The sequence below is a fragment of the Idiomarina piscisalsi genome (assembly GCF_002211765.1).
Taxonomy (GTDB): Bacteria; Pseudomonadota; Gammaproteobacteria; order Enterobacterales; family Alteromonadaceae; genus Idiomarina; species Idiomarina piscisalsi_A.
This window is the reverse complement of the sequence record NZ_CP022133.1, coordinates 1990214-2005818: the sequence shown is the minus strand read 5'-3', so window position 1 is coordinate 2005818 and position 15605 is coordinate 1990214. Positions and strand designations below refer to the sequence as shown.

General features: G+C 50.5%; 12 protein-coding genes. 6 read left to right on the top strand and 6 right to left on the bottom strand.

The window, feature by feature from the left end; all coding sequences use genetic code 11:
• Nucleotides 1–4 precede the first annotated feature (4 nt).
• Nucleotides 5–940, bottom strand: coding sequence for a LysR family transcriptional regulator (locus CEW91_RS09665; protein ID WP_088768756.1), 936 nt, complete (start codon nt 938–940; stop codon nt 5–7).
• A gap of 116 nt (nt 941–1056) precedes the next feature.
• Between CEW91_RS09665 and aceK the strand changes: the two genes are divergently transcribed.
• Nucleotides 1057–2751 carry a bifunctional isocitrate dehydrogenase kinase/phosphatase gene (aceK, locus tag CEW91_RS09660; RefSeq protein WP_088768755.1) on the top strand — a complete coding sequence of 565 codons (1695 nt, stop codon included), beginning with the start codon at nt 1057–1059 and terminating at the stop codon, nt 2749–2751.
• On the opposite strand, the gene aceA is transcribed toward aceK, so the two are convergent.
• The 4 genes from aceA to argE all read right to left on the bottom strand — a co-directional run bounded on the left by aceA (nt 2735) and on the right by argE (nt 8754).
• A complete protein-coding gene (gene aceA / locus CEW91_RS09655) occupies nt 2735–4072 on the bottom strand; it encodes an isocitrate lyase (protein ID WP_088768754.1) in 1338 nt (445 codons plus the stop codon). The genes aceK and aceA overlap by 17 nt on opposite strands.
• Nucleotides 4073–4115: 43 nt before the next feature.
• Entirely contained in the window at nt 4116–5699 is a 1584-nt protein-coding gene (gene aceB / locus CEW91_RS09650) for a malate synthase A (protein ID WP_088768753.1), read from the bottom strand.
• Between the two features lie 192 nt (nt 5700–5891).
• Nucleotides 5892–7517 carry a methyl-accepting chemotaxis protein gene (locus CEW91_RS09645; RefSeq protein ID WP_088768752.1) on the bottom strand — a complete coding sequence of 542 codons (1626 nt, stop codon included), beginning with the start codon at nt 7515–7517 and terminating at the stop codon, nt 5892–5894.
• A 76-nt stretch (nt 7518–7593) separates the two neighbouring features.
• Complete coding sequence (argE, locus tag CEW91_RS09640) at nt 7594–8754, bottom strand: acetylornithine deacetylase (RefSeq protein ID WP_088768751.1); 1161 nt, start codon at nt 8752–8754, stop codon at nt 7594–7596.
• A 96-nt stretch (nt 8755–8850) separates the two neighbouring features.
• Here argE and argC point away from each other — a divergent pair, with 96 nt between their 5' ends.
• From argC to argH, 5 genes are read left to right on the top strand one after another with little or no spacing between them, the layout of a single operon-like run.
• Nucleotides 8851–9876 carry an N-acetyl-gamma-glutamyl-phosphate reductase gene (gene argC, locus CEW91_RS09635; protein WP_088768750.1) on the top strand — a complete coding sequence of 342 codons (1026 nt, stop codon included), beginning with the start codon at nt 8851–8853 and terminating at the stop codon, nt 9874–9876.
• The gene (argB, locus tag CEW91_RS09630; RefSeq protein ID WP_088768749.1) at nt 9873–10616 is read left to right on the top strand and encodes an acetylglutamate kinase; all 744 of its coding nucleotides are present in this window, start codon (nt 9873–9875) and stop codon (nt 10614–10616) included. The genes argC and argB overlap by 4 nt, the downstream gene beginning before the upstream one ends.
• Before the next feature lie 2 nt (nt 10617–10618).
• Nucleotides 10619–11569, top strand: coding sequence for an ornithine carbamoyltransferase (locus CEW91_RS09625; protein ID WP_088768748.1), 951 nt, complete (start codon nt 10619–10621; stop codon nt 11567–11569).
• Nucleotides 11566–12777 carry an argininosuccinate synthase gene (locus tag CEW91_RS09620; RefSeq protein ID WP_088768747.1) on the top strand — a complete coding sequence of 404 codons (1212 nt, stop codon included), beginning with the start codon at nt 11566–11568 and terminating at the stop codon, nt 12775–12777. Before CEW91_RS09625 ends, CEW91_RS09620 begins: the two co-directional genes overlap by 4 nt.
• Nucleotides 12778–12780: 3 nt before the next feature.
• Complete coding sequence (argH, locus tag CEW91_RS09615; protein ID WP_088768746.1) at nt 12781–14643, top strand: argininosuccinate lyase; 1863 nt, start codon at nt 12781–12783, stop codon at nt 14641–14643.
• 22 nt (nt 14644–14665) lie between these two features.
• Here argH and CEW91_RS09610 read toward each other — a convergent pair whose 3' ends face one another.
• Nucleotides 14666–15508, bottom strand: a complete 843-nt coding sequence (locus tag CEW91_RS09610) for an MBL fold metallo-hydrolase (RefSeq protein WP_088768745.1) — start codon at nt 15506–15508, stop codon at nt 14666–14668.
• Between the last annotated feature and the right edge of the window lie 97 nt (nt 15509–15605).

The following is a 15605-nucleotide window of genomic DNA, read 5'->3' as shown; positions in this document are numbered from 1 at the left end:
TGACTCAGGACGCCGCCGCGGTTTCAGAAACCACCTGACGGAACCAGCGGTGTCCTGCGTCGTGTTGTAATAGTGGCGACCAAATCATCGTCAGCGTGAGTCCTGGTATATCAAAAGGCGGCGCTTTCATGACCAACTGGTCGTCGTCTTTATAAAGCTCGGCTGCCTGAGTTGGCAGTGTGGCAACCAGCCCCTGGCGAGCCAGGTACATAGCCACGTGATAATTACGTGTGAATACTTTGATGTGGCGGCGCTTACCAATTTGATCGAGCGCATCGTCAACCCAGCCTAACTTCTGAACATCGTGCGGATCCATTCCGACGCCCACCCCGAAACCGGTTTTACTGACCCAGACATGCTGTGCTTTCAGGTAATTATCGAGCGTATAATTATCAAGCAGTGGATGATCTTTTTGTATTAAGCAGGAAAACTCATCGGTCCATAAGATTTTCTGGTGAAACGACTGAGGTAACTGCTCAAAGCGGTTAATGGCTAAGTCGACTTTCCCGTTTTCAACGTCGTGAAAGCTGATATCACTGGGTGTCATAATATCCAGTGATACGTTTGGCGCCTGTTCATCGAGTTTTTCGAGCAGACGAGGCATGAGTGTTGAAGCCGCATAATCGGACGCCATAATACGGAAAACGCGGTCACTGGTCGGTGCGTCGAACTCACGCACTGGTTGTATCATTTCTTCCACTGAATAGAGCACGGTACGCAGCGACTCTTGCATATCCAACGCGCGCTGGGTTGGCTGCATGCCGTCGCTGGTGCGTACTAAAATAGGGTCATTCAACAAGTTACGTAGTCGTTTCAAACCATTACTCATGGCTGGCTGGGTAATGTTCAACTGCGCTGCGGCTCGGGTCACGTTCTTTTCACGCAGCAGAACATCCAGATAAACCAGCAGGTTCAGATCAATATCTTTAATCGTATTCATAACGGTCCAGAATCAGTGGAATATAAAAAATCTATCAGGATTATAAATAGGGTGAATGTATAACGCTAGCGTTGTTTCTGTCATTATTACCCCACAGATTTATTGGTAGAAGATAAATGAATATAACTTCAGAAACACTGGCACGTAGTATTCTCGATGGCTTTCATACGCATTACCGGCGCTTTCAGGCGCTAACGCAGGGCGCGCGGGAGCGCTTTTTGCAGCGGGACTGGACAGCGGTGGTGTCGGCGGCGGCTGAGCGTATTCATTACTACGACCATCAGGTGGGGCTTACTGCCAAAAAGGTGGAGCGCCGTGTCGGCAAAGCGCTCGACGAAGCGTTGTGGCAGGCAACGCGGCAACGATATCAGCAGTTATTGCAGTTTCATCCGCAGGCAGAGCTTGCTGAAACCTTTTACAACTCGGTGTTTTGCCGGGTATTTGACCGTGCTTATTTTCACAATGACTATATTTTTGTCGAGACAGTGCTGGCGAACCATATTCCGGTGCCGGTGGAAAATGAGTGCCACTCCTACTTCCCTGTGGTTGATGGCTTAGAAAAAACGCTCACCAGAGTGTTTGACGACATAGGCTTGGGCGGCGAGTTTGAGAATTTTGAAAACGACATTGAGCAGCTGCGGGACAAATTCTTCGAGCGCGCGACCGAGACCGACATTGAAGCCCATAACTTACGCATTGATGTGTTAAAAGCGCCGTTTTATCGCAATAAAGCGGCCTATATTGTCGGACGGGTGGTGACGGAAAATAACCATTACCCGTTTATTGTGCCGGTGCTGATTAACTCTCAGGGCAAGCTTTACGTGGATGCGTTTATTACGCGCTCGGACAGAATGGCGACAATTTTTGGTTTTGCCCGCTCTTATTTTATGGTGGAAACCGAGTCACCGTCGGCGTTGGTTCGCTTTTTAAAGGACTTAATGCCGCACAAAACGCTGGCAGAGCTTTACTCGTCAGTGGGCTTTCATAAACAAGGCAAAACCGAGTTTTATCGGGAGTTTTTGCATCATTTACGCCGTACCGACGACCAGTTAGTCGCCGCACCGGGTGTCAAAGGTATGGTTATGACGGTGTTTACGCTGCCGTCTTTTCCGTATGTGTTTAAGGTCATTAATGACCGCTTAGGCAACACCAAGGAATTTGGCCGGCAGACGGTCATTGATCGGTATCGCATGGTTAAGCGGCACGACCGGGTCGGGCGAATGGCGGATACGCTCGAGTTTGTCGACGTGGCCTTACCGTTGGATCGTATTTCGTCAGATCTACTGGATGAGTTTAAACAACGCATTGCCCATTCGATTTCTATTGAAGGCGATACGTTAGTCATTCATCAGTTGTTCGTCGAACGTCGTATGACGCCGCTTAACTTGTACTTAGAGTATGCTAATGACGCCGAAATTGATGCGGCGATGGATGAATACGGTTGGGCGCTAAAAGACATGATGGCAGCCAATATCTTCCCCGGCGACATGCTGCTGAAGAACTTCGGTGTGACCCGTCACAAACGAGTGGTGTTTTACGACTACGACGAAGTTCGCTACCTGACCGACATGAGCTTTCGAAAGCTGCCACAAAACGACTGGGAAGTGTCGATGGCGCCGGACGATGTGTTCCCTGAGCAGCTGGCGCAGTTCGCCGTACCTCAGGCGAAATACCGGGATCCACTACTGAAACGGCATCCGGAGCTGGTTGACCCAGCGTATTGGCGCCGTATACAAAAACACATCCGTGAGGGTGTCCTGACGGATGTGTTTCCTTATGAAGCTGAGCTGCGTTTTACGCGGAGGTTTTAAACTGCTCTTCTTCGGTTGAACCGGTCAGCGCGGTAACGGATGACACGCCGCCCTGAATCACATTGGTAAGCTCGTCAAAGTAGCCGGTGCCTACTTCCTGTTGGTGGGCCACAAAAGTGTAGCCTTTGTCTGCCGCTTCAAACTCCTGTTGCTGCAGTTTTACGTAGGCTGACATGTCGTTGCGTGCGTAGTCGTGCGCCAGTTCGAACATGTGGTACCACATATTGTGCACGCCCGCTAAGGTAATGAACTGGAATTTGTAACCCATAGCAGCTAATTCGCGCTGGAATTTGGCAATGGTGGCGTCGTCTAGGTTACGTTTCCAGTTAAACGACGGCGAGCAGTTATAGGCTAATAGCTTACCTGGGTATTTCGCGTGAATGGCCTCGGCAAACTGACGGGCTTCATCTAAGTCAGGCTTCGCCGTTTCACACCAGATTAAATCAGCAAATGGCGCATAGGCTAAGCCGCGTGAAATGGCCTGTTCAATGCCCGGTTTAACTCGATAGAAGCCTTCTGCTGTGCGGTCACCGGTAATGAACGGCTTGTCGTTCGGGTCGAAGTCCGAGGTTAACAGGTCAGCTGCGTTAGCGTCGGTACGTGCAACAATGAGCGTTGGCGCACCAGCAACGTCAGCGGCTAAACGCGCGGCGGACAGTTTCTGTGCGGCCTCTTGCGTAGGCACCAATACTTTTCCGCCCATGTGTCCACACTTTTTAACGGACGCCAATTGGTCTTCAAAGTGAACCCCGGCGGCACCGGCTTTTATCATGTTTTTCATCAGTTCGTAGGCGTTAAGTACGCCGCCAAAACCGGCTTCGGCGTCAGCCACAATCGGTGCAAAGTAGTCGACATAGTTGTCGTCTTCCGATGTTACGCCTTTTGACCACTGAATTTGGTCAGCTCGGGCGAACGAGTTATTAATGCGTTCAACCACGGTGGGTACTGAGTCGACCGGGTACAGTGACTGGTCCGGGTACATGCTGCACGCCGAGTTATTGTCGGCAGCAACCTGCCAACCTGACAAGTAGATAGCCTGCAAACCGGCTTTCACTTGTTGTACCGCTTGGCCGCCGGTTAAGGCACCCAGTGCATTCACATAGTCTTTGCCGAACTTTTCCTGCGCCTTGCCGTGAATCAGTTGCCAGAGTTTATTCGCCCCATTTTTGGCATAGGTGTATTCCGGTTGTACGGTGCCGCGTAAGCGAACAACGTCTTCGGCGCTGTACGGACGTTCGACGCCTTTCCAACGTGGGTCGTTGTCCCACTGTTCTTGTAATTCTTTCACTTGCTGGGCGAATGATAAATTTGTGGTTGTCATGATCGTATTCCTTGTTGTTCTTTAATAATGTTGTGAATTGAAATTAGTTGAGTTGCTCGTAGCCGGGTAGGGTCAAAAAGTCGACCAGCTCGTCGGCGGTGGTGATGTTCTCAAGCAATGCTAATGCTTGTTCAAACGGCTCGTTACTCCAGCGTTCGCTACCGACCTCTTTTTTCACGACGTCGGCTTCTTCCTGCAGAAGTTGCGTGAATAAGGCTTTGGTGACCGGCGTACCGTCAGAGAGCTTTTTGCCGTGGCGGATCCATTGCCAAATAGAGGTGCGGGAAATTTCTGCCGTGGCGGCGTCTTCCATCAGCCCATAAATGGGTACGCAGCCCTTGCCATTTAACCAGGCTGCAATGTATTGCAGAGACACACGAATGTTGGTGCGCATGCCGGTTTCGGTGCGCTCGCCGTCACATGGCTGAAGTAATAACGCCTGGTCAATACCATTGTCGTCTTCGCGCAGTACATGCAGCTGATTATCGCCTTCAATACCGTCCACGAAGATCTCACGAACGGTGTCGGCAAGACCGGGGTGAGCTATCCAGGTACCGTCGTGCCCGTTGTCACGCTCCAGGGTTTTGTCAGCATGAACCTTAGCCAAAATCTTTTCGTTTTCAGCGGGATCTTTGCTGGGAATAAAGGCCGCCATGCCGCCCATAGCCAATGCGCCCCGTTGATGACAGGTTTTCACCAATAACCGCGAATAAGCGTTTAAGAACGGTTTGTCCATGCTGACGACTTGGCGGTCAGGTAAGACACGATCGGCGTGCGCTTTCAGGGTTTTGATGTAGCTAAAAATGTAGTCCCAACGACCACAGTTTAGTGCGGCAATGTGGTCTTTTAAGGCGTGCAGAATCTCGTGCATCTGAAATACCGCTGGCAGCGTTTCAATAAGCACGGTGGCTCGAATGGTGCTGGTCTTTAAGTTGAACGTCTTCTCCGTGAAATGAAAGACGTCGGCCCACCATTTCGCTTCATCACTGTGCTCGAGTTTCGGCAGGTAGTAATACACGCCAGAGCCCTGCTGCAGGCGTTGCTGGTAGTTCAGTAAAAAGTACAAAGCAAAATCCATCAAGGCGCCGGGAATCGCCTGACCATTGCGCTGCACGTGTTTCTCCGGTAGGTGCAACCCACGAACCCGGGCAATAAGCAGCGCCGGGTTCTCGCCGACTTTGTAATGTTTGCCGCTGCTGGGGTCGGTGTAAGTCATGCCGCCAATATTAGCGTCGCGCAAGTTAATTTGGCCGTTCACCATGCCGTCCCAGGTGGGCGACTGTGAGTCTTCAAAGTCGGCCATGTAGCAGTCGACGTTTGCGTTTAGTGCATTAATGACCATTTTGCGGTCGACGGGTCCGGTGATTTCCAGGCGGCGTTTCTTTAAATCTTTCGGCAGTTCGGCAATTTTCCAATGGCCTTCGCGAATGTCCTGGGTGTTTGCGTCAAAATCGGGAAGAGCGCCACCGTCATAATAGGCCTGACGTTGCTGGCGCTTTTCCAATAGCTCGTTTAAACGAGGCTGAAACGTATCCACCAGCTCGGCAAGAAATTCTTGATGCTCATCGTTGAATAACGTTTTCGCATTGTTATCAAGCGGCTGACTGAATTGAAATAGGTTGTTCATTTTTGAATCCGTTGTTACTGAGTTGTTAACACGGATTCAGAATAGGCGCCGGTCGCACCATTAGTCTAATTTATGCAGTAAATTAACAGTATTCACAAAAGTTATTTTAAGGTTGGGATAGGGTGTGTCTAAAATTCAAGCGGGGTGAGTGTAAGAAAGGGCATAAGCCCTCTCTTACATTATCGGTGGTTGCTAAACTCGGAAACGTTTAACCAATTCGCTCAAATCAACTGCCAGGCGCGAGAGCTCGTCACTTGAGGCATTGGTCTGCTCGGCGCCCGATGCGGTTGAGTTAGACAGGTCGCGAATACTGACCAGGTTCTTATCAACGTCACGAGCCACATTGGCCTGCTCTTCAGCGGCGCTGGCAATGGAGGTGTTATGGTTGTTGATTTCGCTGACAGCGGTTGCAATAAGTTGCAATGCTTCGCCCGCTTCACGAGCCACATCGAGAGTGCGAGTCGCCCGTTCCATGCTTTTCTCCATGGTTGATACAGAGCGGTCGCTGGATTCATTAATGGCCTTAACCATGTCCTCAATTTCAACGGTCGACTGCTGAGTCTTGTGAGCCAAAGAGCGTACTTCGTCGGCAACCACCGCGAAACCACGACCAGATTCACCCGCGCGCGCGGCTTCAATAGCTGCGTTTAGTGCCAGTAGGTTGGTTTGCTCAGCAATACCGCGAATAACTTCCAGTACTTTGGTAATGCTGGTGACTTTCTCTGCAAGTTCAGTCACGTTACTTGACGAGTCACCAATTTCTTGTGACAACTCTTCAATGGCTCTGACGGTTTGGCGTACTCTATCGTCACCTTGTTGTGCCTGACGGTTGGCTTCTTCAGACGCTTCCGACGCATTTTGTGCATCCTGAGCCACGGTTTCGACAGCGGTAGTCAACTCGTTAACCGCAGTCGCTGCCTGTTCAAGTTCTTCCGTTTGCTGCTGAATGGTGCGTGTTGAATCTTGTGTCACCGAGCTCAATTCTTCAGAAGTTGACGCCAGCTGTTCGGAAGACTCAGAAATAGTACTGATGGATTCGCGCAATTCATCACGAGTTTTAATCAATTGTCTCAGTAACTGAGCCGGTTCATCGTTGCCGACAACGTCTATGGTTTGAGTTAAGTCGCGAGAAGCGATGACTTTTGCAAAATCCACAGCGGCGGATATTGGGCTGACGACACTTTTGGTCATCATAATAGCAAAGAAAATGAGTAACGAGACGACCGCAATAATCGCAATGATGACAGCGATGTTGGCACTGTCATACACACTGGTTGCATTATCGCCGGCATCGCTAATTAACGCCATTTCGCGCTGCTGAAGTTGGTTTAGTTTCGCTGATATTTCTGTGCTTAACGGAATTAATGAGTTTTCACGTAGGGATGCAATAACATCAGGAAGTTTTGCATTAACTAACTCTAAAAACTGCTTGTTAAGCTGCCAATATTTTTTATCAAGCGCTTTGTACTCGTTAAACAGTTTTCGTGCTTCAGGGTCTTCAATGAGGGAACTGTATTCCTCCTGGGCTTCTTTTAAACTGGCCGAAGCTGAATCTAATCTATCTAAGTAGCGTTGCAGACGGTCTGGGTCGTTTAAATAAGTGTAAACGTTAGCCGAGTATATGTTGACGTAGAGAAACTCGTTATTTAGTGCATTGACTTTTTCCACTGCAGGCACTTGCTTGTCGGTAATAACATGCATGCGATCGGCAATGGCGCCCATTCTATTGAGAGCAAATAGCCCAAGAATGATAACGAATACGCCGATTAGACCGAATGCCCCAATGGCTCTGGTACCTATAGAAAACTGTCGTAACATGTGATGATCCTTTTACTAACGTTTAAACGACCTGGCATTAATCTAAATCAATGATTCTGCTTGTTTGTATCGGCAGCTAGTTGGAAAAACAATAGCTTTTTAATAACTTTTTTAGCTTTTCTTGAGTGGGTTCAATGGTTTCGGTTAATAAGTACTCATCGGGTTGGTGAGCCTGCTTAATTGAACCGGGACCCATAACTAAGGTTTCGCAACCTAACTCTTGCAGAAAAGGCGCTTCGGTGCAGTAATTTACGGCCCGTGCTTGTGACTGTGAGACTTTTTCAGCGAGTTGCACGAGTGCTGAGTTGTGCGTTTGCTCAAATGCCGGGATCGGGTGGTGCAGAGATATCAATTCGATTGAGCCAGGGTAGCGGGTTTGAATACTTTCCGTGGCTTTGTGCAAATGCGCGTAGAGTTCATCGACAGACAGTCCGGGGAGTGGGCGCACGTCTAAGTGCAGCTCACAGCAGCCGCAAATACGATTGGCGTTGTCGCCCCCGTGAATGTGCCCGAAGTTCATCGTCGGCTGTGGCACAGTGAAGCTTGAATTTGAATATTTATGCTTAAACTCTTCTTTTAATTTCATGAGTGAAGAAATGACTTCGTGCATCAGCTCTATCGCGTTAATACCCAGTGCCGGATCGGAGCTATGGCCGGAGCGCCCGGTAATACGAATGACCTCACTCATGTGCCCTTTGTGGGCGTACACGGGTCGCATATCGGTAGGTTCGCCAATGACACAGTAGTCGGGTTTTAGGTTAGAAAAACGGCTGACCTCACGGGCGCCGTTCATGGTGGTTTCCTCGTCGGCGGTAGCCAGAACCATAATGGGTTTGCTTTGTTGGCTGATATCGAGTTCACTTAAAGCTTGCATGACAAAAGCGAAAAAACCTTTCATATCGATGCTGCCAAGCCCATACCAGCGGTTATCTTTTTCGGTTAACGTAAAGGGATCAAAGTGCCAGCGGCTGGCATCATAAGGCACCGTGTCGGTATGACCGGACAGCAATAATCCGCCACTGCCGGCGCCGCGCCGCGCCAGTAAATTGTACTTTCCCTGCTGACTTTCCAGCTCGTTAATTTCACACTCAAAGCCCAGTAATTCCAGCCACTCAGCCAATAAGTCAATGACCTTCTTGTTGCTGGTATCCCATTTAGGAACGGTCGCGCTAATGGATGGCAGCGCAATAAGCTGCTGATACATGGAAAAAAAAGACGGTAAAGCCTGAGCAGTCATAAACAGGATCCTTAATATAATTATTCAGTATTATTGCATAAATATATTTATTCGGTTATTGTGCATTTTTAATCAAAAAACAGCAATGGTTTATTAATGCCGTATCAAACACCTCCTTCTCAATCAGTCGCCATTATCGGAGCCAGTGGGTATGTCGGCGCCGAGCTCACTCGGCTGGTTAATCAGCACTCTGCGTTAGTGCTTATCGGCTGTTATGTGTCTGAGCATAGCAGCGATGCCGGCAAGTTGCTGGGTGATTTGCATCCGCAGTATGCGCATTGTTTGAGTATGCCGTTGCAGCCTTTATCGAGCGCTGCTAAAGCGGCGATTATTGAACAAGCGGACACGGTATTTTTATGCACGGATCACGCTGTCAGTGTCGCGTTAGCCCCAGAGTTTTTGCAGGCCGGTCTCAAGGTTATGGATTTGTCTGGTGGCTTTCGGCTGCACGACGTAAACCAGTATTCCGACTTCTACGGCTTTGAACATAAACACACGGACTGGCTAGGCAGAGCGGTGTATGGTCTGGCCGAATGGCACGCCGCGGATATTGTGACCGCCCAGCTGGTTGCGGTGCCGGGCTGTTATCCAACCGCTGCATTAATGGCGTTGCTTCCGCTAAAACAAAAAGCGTTGCTGACCGACGAAAAAGTGATTGTAAATGCCGTTTCGGGTGTAACCGGCGCGGGCCGTAAAGCATCACTTAATACTCATGGTGCAGAGCTGTCATTGCAGGCTTACGGGCTATTCAATCATCGGCACACGCCAGAAATAGCTCAGCAGTTACAACAAAATGTGCTTTTTACACCGCACCTGGCGAACTTCCCCAGAGGCATACTGGCGACCATCTATGCGAATCTTCACGAGCAAGTCACCGACACCGAAATAGAAGGCGCGTATCAGTGCTATGCCGGGCAACCGCTGGTTCGGGTAAAAGCGCAAAATCGGCCAGCGATAAAAAACGTTGAGCACCAGCCGTTTGTCGATATTGGTTGGCATCGACAGGGGAATCAACTGATTGTGCTGTCGGCGATTGATAACTTATTGAAGGGCGCGGCGAGCCAAGCCATTCAGTGCATCAACCTGCAACTGGGACTGCCGGTTGAGGAGGGCTTGCTATGAAGGTGGTTAAACTCGGTGGCAGCCTGCTGGAACAACCAGAAAAGCTAAATGCGCTGTTTCAGTCGCTGAAACAACACGAGGATGAAATCGTGTTGGTTCACGGTGGCGGTTCGCTGGTCCAACAGTGGCTGAGCACCGCTGGTTTGCACAGTGAAAAACAAAGCGGCTTACGGGTCAGTCCGGAGCCGCACATGTCCTATATAGTGGGTGGCTTGGCAGGCGCGGCCAACAAAATCTTAATGAAACAGGCGATTGCCTCAGGCTTAAAACCGATTGGACTGACGCTTTATGAAGCGGGGGTTAACTGTGTTCGACAGTCTGAAAGCTTAGGTCAGGTTGGTCTTTGCCAGGTTTCAAGTACGGAGCCGGTGCCTGCGTTGTTGGCCGACTTACTGATGCATGGTTACCTACCTATTATCAGCTCTATCGGCTTTGGCGAAAACGGCGAGTGGTTCAATGTCAATGCGGATGATGCCGCTGTGGCCGTCGCTGCCACCTACAATGCTGATTTGCTGTTAATAACCGACGTTGAAGCAGTTCTGGACGGCAGTGGAAGCCCTTTAAGCCATCTCAATTCAGAGTCTATTCAGCAACTGACCCAGGCGGGAGTGATTAAAGACGGCATGGAGGTAAAAGTGCGCGGGGCGCTGAGCGCCGCAAAACGCTTACGACGATGTGTGCGAATTGGCAGTTGGAATGTAATGAATAACCCCTTTTCAGGCACACAGATTAGTGAGTAAGTATGATGAAACATTGTTTATCCGGGCTGGAGCTTTCTCCGGCTGACACATTGCAATTATTGGCTTTAGCGCAAGCGCAAAAAGCTTTCCCCGAAAAATACCAACACGCACTGGCCGGTAAAAGTGTGGTCACCTTATTTGAAAAGCCTAGCCTCCGTACGCGGCTGTCTTTTGACATTGGCCTGCAAAAACTGGGCGGTCATGCTGTCTACCTGAATGAGCAGGGGCAGGGCATGGGCGTGCGCGAAACGGTGGCGGATTACGCGCGCAATCTCTCTTGCTGGGCGGATGCGATTGTCGCCCGGGTGATGTCGCATCGTACCTTAGAAGAATTAGCGCAGCACGCTTCCGTTCCTGTTGTGAACAGTCTGTGCGACAAGTTTCATCCTTGTCAGGCGTTGGCGGACTTTCTGACGCTGCAGGAGCAGTACGGCAAGGTTAAAGGGCTAAAACTGGTGTATTTAGGTGACGGTAATAATGTCTCGCATTCACTGATGCTAACCGCTGCCACAGTAGGTGCCGACTGCACCGTTATTTGTCCGAAAGGCTATGAGCCCAATGCGGATTTGGTGAAGAAAGCACAAGCGCTTGCAGCTCAAAGCGGCGCCCATATTGTGATGACGCACGATATTACTGCGGTGGCAGATGCCGATGCGCTCTACACCGACACCTGGGTATCCATGGGGGATGATCAACCTCTGGATGCAGTTCGTGAGATTTTCTACCCCTATCAAATTAACGCGCCGCTGGTTGAGCAAAGTGGCGCCACTTCGGTGTTGCACTGCCAGCCCGCGCATCGCGGCTATGAAATCACGTCCGATGTTATGGACGGTCCACTGTCCCGCTGTTTCCAGCAAGCCGAGAACCGGCTTTACGCACAAAATGCGTTATTAACCTTGTTATTAAACCCAACGGCAGCAGTACTGCCAGAATCTATGGAGAAAGCCTCATGAGTCACGTAAAAAAAGTTGTTTTGGCCTATTCTGGCGGTCTGGACACATCGGCCATTGTGCCCTGGTTAAAAGAGAATTATGGCTGCGAAGTTGTGGCGTTTGTGGCTGATGTAGGACAGGGCGCCGAAGAGCTGGAAGGCGTGGAAGAAAAAGCCAAAGCGTCCGGTGCGTCCGAGTGCCACGTGGTTGATTTAAAAGATGAGTTTGTGAAGCGCTACGTGTACCCAACACTCAAGACCGGGGCTATTTACGAAGGCACTTATTTATTGGGCACGGCTATGGCGCGTCCGATTATTGCCAAAGCTCAGGTTGAAGTGGCTCGTAAAGTGGGTGCGGATGCGCTGGCGCACGGTTGTACCGGTAAAGGGAATGATCAGGTACGTTTTGAGTCCTGCTACGCGGCGTTAGCACCTGACTTACAAGTGATAGCTCCGTGGCGTGAATGGGAGTTAAGCAGTCGGGAGTCTCTGTTGGATTATCTGGCAGAGCGGAATATTCCGTGCTCGGCGTCAGCGACCAAAATTTACAGCCGGGATGCCAACGCCTGGCACATTTCGCACGAAGGCGGCGAGCTGGAAGACCCCTGGTGTGAGCCTACGGATAAAGTCTGGACCATGACGACATCGCCAGAGCAAGCGCCGGATAAACCGGAATATGTTTCTGTTACGGTCGAAAATGGCGACATCACGGCGGTGAATGACAAGGCACTGTCGCCTTTCGAATGCCTGAATGTGTTGAATGACATTGCCGCTAAGCATGGTGTCGGGCGGGTGGATATTGTCGAAAACCGTTTAGTGGGCATGAAAAGCCGTGGTTGTTACGAAACTCCCGGTGGTACGGTGATGATGGCTGCGTTACAGGCGATTGATGAGCTGGTATTGGATAAAACCAGCCGCAGCTGGAAAGCGCAATTGAGCGAACAGTTTGCACAGCTGTTGTACGACGGCCGCTGGTTTACCCCATTGCAGCAGTCGGTCATGAGCGCGGCACAATCACTGTGTTCGACCGCCAGCGGCGACGTGGTGCTGAAGCTCTATAAAGGCTCAGTGACTGCGGTTCAGAAACGTTCTCCGAATAGCTTATACAGCGAAGACTTTGCGACTTTTGGTGCGGACGAAGTCTATAACCAGGCGCACGCCGAAGGTTTTATTCGGTTGTTCTCTCTTCCCAGCCGGATAGCGGCGTTACAGAAGCAGCAAAAGAGGTAGATTATGGCGCTATGGGGTGGACGTTTTGCGGCAGGGCCCGATGCCGCGTTTCAGCAGTTTAATGACTCGCTGCCGTTTGACTATGTGCTGGCGGAGCAGGATATCACCGGCTCTAAAGCCTGGGCGAATGCGTTGCACAAGGTTGGCGTGTTAAACCATGATGAATGTCTGCAGTTACAGCAGGCATTGAATGAACTGCTCAGTGAGGTGCGCGAAGACCCTGCGGCAGTTGCTGTTGGTGGCGATGAGGACATTCACTCTTTTGTTGAGGCTGCACTGATAGCTAAAGTGGGTGATTTAGCCAAAAAGCTGCATACCGGGCGCAGCCGGAATGATCAGGTAGCGACCGATTTACGTTTGTGGTGCCGCGAGCAAGCAGGAGTTCTGCAGCAGTCACTGAAGCAGACTCAGCAGGCATTACTGAACCTAGCGCAACGTGAAAAAGACACCGTGATACCGGGCTATACGCACCTCCAACGGGCGCAACCGGTATTGCTGGCGCACTGGTGCTTAGCTTATGTAGAAATGCTGCAGCGCGATAGTGAGCGCTTACAAGACGCTACTGGTCGGCTCAATAAAAGCCCCTTAGGTTGCGGTGCACTGGCAGGTACGGCGTATGCGGTCGACCGCGAAGCTATTGCCAGCGAGCTGGGTTTTAGTGAAGCAACGCGTAACAGTCTGGATTCAGTATCTGACCGTGACTTTGTGGTGGAGCTGTTAAGCACCGCGTCGTTGTCGATGCTGCATTTGTCGCGCTTAGCGGAAGACCTAATTTTCTATAACTCCGGGGAGGCCGGTTTCATCGAGCTGGCCGATAATGTGACGTCGGGATCGTCACTGATGCCGCAGAAGAAAAACCCGGACGCGCTGGAGTTGGTGCGCGGTAAAAGCGGCCGGGTGGTGGGTTCATTAACCGGCTTAATGATGACCTTAAAAGCGCTGCCATTGGCCTACAACAAAGACATGCAGGAAGATAAAGAAGGCTTGTTCGATGCCTTTACCACCTGGCAGGCGTCACTGGCGATGGTGACCTCGACCCTGAATGGTCTGACGGTTAATCATGAGGCTTGTCGTAAGGCTGCGCAAGGCGGTTATGCCAATGCGACTGAGCTCGCGGACTATATGGTATCCAAAGGCATTCCTTTCCGGCAGGCGCATCACAACGTCGGCGAGCTGGTGCAACAGGCTATTCAGGCTCAAAAACCATTAGAGGATATGCCGCTGGAGGCGTTTCAGGCGGTGGTCCCGGTTATTGAGCAGGACGTTTATGATTGGCTGACGCTGGATGCTCTGCTGGAAAAACGTTGTGCCCTGGGCGGTACGTCGCCGGAGCGGGTGAATGAAGCGTTAAAAGCGGCGCAGCAGCAACAGCAGATCCAGGTGCGTGACGCGAACTTAAGTGATATTGGCGCTATTTTAGACTTAGTTCAGCACTGGGCTGGAGCGGGCGAGAATCTGCCGCGGGCAAAAGACGATATCGTGCACTCGATTAATGAATTTGCGGTGACGGAAGTTGACGGTAAGGTGATGGGCTGTGCGTCGTTGTATATCTACACCACAGGTTTAGCGGAAATTCGCTCGTTAGGAGTCAACCCGAAAACCGAGGTGCGTGGTCAGGGGCGTATGTTGGTGGCTTACTTATTGAAAAAAGCTCGTTTGTTGCAGCTAAACCGAGTGATAGTACTGACCCGGGTGCCGGATTTTTTTGAGCAGCGGGGCTTTAACCATTGCTCGAAAGACACCTTACCGGAAAAGGTCATGAAGGACTGTGAGATTTGCCCAAGGCTGGCCAACTGCGACGAGCTGGCCATGGAGTATCACCTTGAGCAGCCGAACGAACAGTTAATTTTCCGTTCGGTTTGTTAGTCAGGTTACGGTTACTTAAAACTTAGTAGAGCGTTGCAATCCAGCGCTCTTCGTTAATAAAGGACCAACTCCAGTCAGCCCACTTGTCACTGAGGCCTTTCGCCTGCACTTCTTCAAGGCTCATGCCATTCTGCTTCATGGCGTCTACTTCGGCTTTGGTCTCTTTTATCATCGACAAGAAGCTTTCATAGTCAGCTTTGTCAGCCAGGGGACCGTGGCCGGGAATAATCACCGTTTCATCGGTAATACGGTCTAATAACTGCTCGACATTAGCAATGTAACCGTCCACGTCGCCACCGCTTTTCAGATCAATAAACGGGAAGCGTTTATTGAAGAATAAGTCGCCCGGGTGCAAAACATTCGCGTCTTCAAACCATACGGCACTGTCACCGTCGGTATGTCCGGCAGGCAAGTGAAACACGTAAATGGTGTCGTCGTTAAAGTGAAACGTAATGCCCGAGTCAAAAGTGATCGCCGGCAGACCCATTGCTTCGAAATTGTCGTCATTGCTTAGGCGTTCGCGCACATGATCGTGTGCGAAAATTGTCGAACCCTGATTACTGGCAAACCACATGTTCGAGCCGACATGGTCGCCGTGGAAGTGAGTGTTCAGAATGTATTTCACGTCTTCGCCGCTGAGTTCTTTGACCTTATCGGCGATGCGCTCTGACATTTGCGTATATTGGTCGTCGATCATAAACACGCCGTCACTGCCGGAAGACATCAGAATATTGCCGCCGGCACCGGTCAGCATATAGATATTGTCCGCCACTTCATTATGTTCAATGGTGACGTCTTCGAAACGATCGGCTGTGGCTGGCAGCGCAAACACCGCCAGTAAACCGCTTACTAAAAGCTTACGCATAACTATTCCTCGTTGATGTGTTATTACTGATATAGGTTACTTATTCAACAAGTGCAAAGATCATCACCACGCGTTTTGGTTACCAAATCGTGAACAT